The following is a 4,399-nucleotide window of genomic DNA, read 5'->3' on the forward strand; positions in this document are numbered from 1 at the left end:
CGTTAAGACACAGGTTTATGAGACCTTAGTGGCACGCGATCAAGAGGGTAAACTGGTGGGTGGCCTGGCAGAAAGCTGGGAATGGGAAGACGATCAAACGATTCTTTTCCATATCCGTGAGGGCGTCAAATTCCACAGCGGTGATGAGCTGACGGCGGAAGATGTGGCATTTTCCATTGAGCGGGCCTATGGGATGGGAGCAGCTAATATTGCTCTGTCCTATGTTGATTTGGACAACTGCGAAGTGGTGGATACTTATACCTATCGTATGGCGCTGATTGCACCGTACACGCCTCAGTTGGCGTGGTTGGAGTGGCCTCTGACAGCCATCAGCTGCAAGAAGACATATGAGGAGTCTGGCGGCGACTATATGGCCTCTCCCAACGGAACCGGCCCTTACATGGTCAAGAACTGGATTTCCGGCGACCGTGTTGAACTGGAGGCATTTCCTGATTATTGGGGCGGTGAGCCTGCGATCAAGTATTTGAACATGATCATCGTCACCGAGAGCGCCAACCGAGCCATTATGCTGGAAACCGGCGAGCTGGACGTGGCCTATGAAATTTCCACTGTGGATTATGCCCGCATCAATGAGGGTGAGGATACAACCATTGTAAAGAGTCCCGCCCATAATACGAACTATATCGGCATGAGCTGTCTGTTCAGCCCCTTCGACAATGCAACTGTACGGCAGGCTGTGGCATATGCCATCGATATCCCCACCTGTTATCAGGCTGCCTATGGTGGTGTTCACGAATTGGCGACCAGCATCGTAGACCCGGAGGTGGAAGGCTACGCTCCCATGGATCTGCCCACTTATGATCCGGAAAAGGCGAAAGAACTCCTGGCTGAAGCTGGATATCCTGATGGGCTCTCCTGTAAGTTCTATACGAACAATGATGCAGAGCGTATTGCCTTTGCCGAGGCGTGCCAGGGCTATCTCGCTGCCGTCGGGATTGAGACAGAGATTGTCACCATGGAGATGGGCGCATATTCGAGTATTATTGACACCAATACACTGGAGGGCATCTTCCTCTTGGGCGCGACTTGTACCACCGTCGAGGCGGAAAAAATGCTCCGAAATTTCTATTCCGAGAGCTCTGGAGCCATGAATACTTCCGGGTATAGAAACAGTGAATTCGACGCACTGCTGGATGAGGCGGTTCGGACGTTGGATGATGAGGCTCGCTGGGCAATTTATAAGCAGTGCTTTGACATCCTGGCGGAGGATATGCCGTGGATCCCCACTTATGATAAGCAGCAGCTGACAGGCGTCAGCCGTGATCTCCAGGGCTATTCCAACGGATCCTTTGAGTGCGCGCGCTTTAAGTATTGCTACTTCTGATTTAACAGATTCATCCTCTACTTCCCCCTCGGAGAGGCAGGCTTTGGCACGATCCGGCTTTGTTCATCGGCCGGGTTGTGCCAAGAGCCTCCTTTCCAAAATATTTTATCCGTTCATATCTGTTTTTTGCGCGGTCCTCGTGCCACTTTACTCAGAAGGGAAGGAGTCCTGTGCTCAAATACATCATTAAGCGTCTGTTGTGGATGATCCCAATTATGTTGGGGGTTATCATTATTGTTTTTTCACTCATGTATATCACCCCCGGAGATACAGCCACGATCCTGCTGGGCGACAGTGCAACTCCGGAGAGTAAAGCTGCACTGGAGAAAGAGTTGGGGTTGGATCAGCCCTATATTGTCCAGTTGTTTAACTACATTAAAGGGGTTGTGCAACTGGATTTAGGTACATCTTACCGTACAAAGCAGCCAGTGCTAGATGAAATTTTGGCCCGGCTTCCCAATACGCTGATACTTGCGACCCTGGCAACCATTTTGGCCTCCCTCATCGGTGTGATAACAGGAATCGTCTCGGCGGTAAAGCAATACACACTTGCGGATAATATCGCCACAGGTATCGCACTATTTGGCGTATCAATGCCTCCGTTTTGGCTGGGCCTTTTGCTGATCTTGGTTTTTTCTGTAAATCTGGACGTTCTTCCCTCGTCTGGTGTAAAGACATGGGATTGTTGGATTCTACCGACCATTACTTTAGGCACTGCCGTGGCGGGCATCATTATGCGAATGACGCGGTCAAGCATGTTGGATGTCATCCGGCAAGATTATATCCGTACTGCTCGTGCAAAGGGACAAAAGGAACTGGTTGTTATTCTGAAGCACGAGTTCCGCAATGCGCTTATTCCGATTATTACTGTGATCGGTGTACAGTTCGGCACGCTGATGGCAGGAGCCGTGCTCTGTGAAAATATCTTTTCGATCTCCGGCATCGGGAAGTTCCTGGTAGATAGCATCAACAACAAGGATTATCCCTGCGTGATGGGTACTGTGCTCTTTGTGGCCGTGCTGTGTACAGTGATCAATCTGTTCATTGATATCTTGTACAGCTTTATCGATCCGCGGATCAAATCCATGTATAAGACCAAGAAGAAGACAGATGGTGGAGGGAAAAAGCATGGCTGATCGCAGAAAAAAGCGTGAGCGGAATAACAGCCTGTGGGCAGACGCTTGGCGTCGTCTGCGCCGGAACAAGATGGCGATGGCAGCTCTGACCGTCATGATTATTCTGATTTTCTGCGCCATCTTTGCTGATTTTGTAGCTCCATACTCTTATGAATACCAAGACCTGACCAACACTTTTGCTTATCCCTGTGCGGAGCATCTCTTTGGCACAGATAACCTTGGACGGGATATTTTCAGCCGTGTCATTTATGGCTCCCGCATCTCTCTGCAGGTGGGCCTGATTGCTGTCAGTATCGCTGTTTTGGTGGGAGGAAGCCTGGGGGCCATTGCTGCCTTCTATCCTAAGGCAGACAATATTATCATGCGCTTTATGGATATCTTCATGGCTATCCCTAGTCTATTGATGGCAATGGCCATCACAACAGCTCTAGGCAGTGGTACCAGGAATCTGATGATTGCCGTGGGTATCTCCTCCATGCCACAGTACGCCCGCATTATGCGTGCCTCTGTGCTGACGGTAAAGGATCAGGAATTCATTGAGGCCGCTGGCTCCATTGGCGCAGCCAATTGGCGCATCATCATTCTGCATATTCTGCCGAATGCATTCGCTCCGCTGCTGGTGCAGGCGACACTGGGCGTAGGCAATGCCATTCTGTCTGCTGCTACATTGAGCTTCCTCGGTTTGGGTATTCAGCCTCCCACGCCAGAATGGGGTTCCATGCTCTCTACCGGCCGCAATTACATCCGCCAGTTCTGGCCTATGACCATCTTCCCGGGCATTTTTATTATGCTGGTAGTATATGCGCTTAACATCCTGGGCGACGGTCTCCGCGATGCTCTGGATCCCAAGCTGAAGAATTAGGAGGGCGAATCGAATGGGCGAAAAGCTTCTGGAAGTAAAAGATTTGGCCATCCATTTCTTCACAGATGGAGAAGAGGCCTGTGCTGTAAACGGAATTACTTTTGATTTGGATGCTCAAGAGGTCATTGGCTTTGTGGGTGAGACCGGGGCAGGAAAGACCACGACTGCCCTTGGAATCATGGGCCTGATTCCCAATCCTCCGGGTAAAATCCTCAGCGGTGAAATTCTGTTTGAAGGAAAAGACCTGCTGAAACTCAGTGAACCTGAAATGCGTCAGATTCGTGGAAACAAAATCACGATGATTTTTCAAGATCCCATGACTTCGCTGAATCCGGTCCTTACCGTGGGAGAACAAATTTCTGAAGTAATTTTGCTCCACAATAAAATTAGCAAAAAAGAAGCAATTTATCGTACAAAGGAAATGCTGGAGCTCGTCGGCATCCCTGGTGATCGTTATGATGAATATCCGCACCAATTTTCGGGGGGCATGAAGCAGCGAGTGGTCATTGCCATTGCACTAGCCTGTAATCCAGCATTGTTGATTGCGGATGAGCCTACGACTGCTCTGGATGTTACCATTCAGGCCCAGGTGCTTGAATTGATGCGTAAGCTCAAGGACGAACTCAGGACCTCCATGATTATGATTACTCATGATCTGGGTGTAGTGGCAGAGATATGTGACAAGGTAGCAATCGTTTACGCTGGCGAAATTGTGGAAAGCGGCACCTTGAAAGAAATCTATGAAGATCGCAAACACCCTTATACCGAGGGCCTGTTTAGTTCGATCCCGGATTTGGAAGAAGAGGTGGAGTACCTTCCGGTCATTGAAGGACTTATGCCTATGCCCACGAACCTCCCCAGCGGATGCAAATTCCATCCTCGCTGCCCCTATGCCACGGAGCGTTGCGCACAGAGCAACCCTGCCACAGTGGCAATCACAGATACGCATATGGTACGTTGCCACCTTTTCCACGCATCTGAAGCAGAGAAAGGTCAGGTGGAATAAGCGATGGAGACGTTGCTTGAAGTCAAAGATCTGAAAAAATACTTTAATAC

The 4,399-nt window shown here is 49.8% G+C and carries 4 protein-coding genes; all 4 read left to right on the plus strand.

Annotated elements, in window-relative coordinates; all coding sequences use genetic code 11:
* Positions 1 to 1,345 (plus strand): ABC transporter substrate-binding protein (locus tag AC1WIP_RS12030; RefSeq protein ID WP_481142051.1); only part of this gene is annotated, 1,345 nt, incomplete at its 5' end.
* A gap of 170 nt (positions 1,346 to 1,515) precedes the next feature.
* Positions 1,516 to 2,481 (plus strand): ABC transporter permease, encoded by a 966-nt coding sequence (locus AC1WIP_RS12035; RefSeq protein ID WP_481142052.1) that lies wholly within the window; start codon positions 1,516 to 1,518, stop codon positions 2,479 to 2,481.
* A complete protein-coding gene (locus tag AC1WIP_RS12040) occupies positions 2,474 to 3,343 on the plus strand; it encodes an ABC transporter permease (protein ID WP_481142053.1) in 870 nt (289 codons plus the stop codon). The genes AC1WIP_RS12035 and AC1WIP_RS12040 overlap by 8 nt, the downstream gene beginning before the upstream one ends.
* A 13-nt stretch (positions 3,344 to 3,356) precedes the next feature.
* Positions 3,357 to 4,349, plus strand: a complete 993-nt coding sequence (locus tag AC1WIP_RS12045) for an ABC transporter ATP-binding protein (protein ID WP_481142054.1) — start codon at positions 3,357 to 3,359, stop codon at positions 4,347 to 4,349.
* The last annotated feature ends 50 nt before the right edge of the window (positions 4,350 to 4,399 follow it).

The organism is Acetatifactor sp. (assembly GCF_982438285.1).

What these genes read in the sequence shown, in the direction of transcription:
- AC1WIP_RS12040 (WP_481142053.1), top strand. Translation starts at nt 2,474, where the DNA reads ATGGCTGATCGCAGAAAAAAGCGTGAGCGGAATAACAGCCTGTGGGCA.
- AC1WIP_RS12045 (WP_481142054.1), top strand. Translation starts at nt 3,357, where the DNA reads ATGGGCGAAAAGCTTCTGGAAGTAAAAGATTTGGCCATCCATTTCTTC.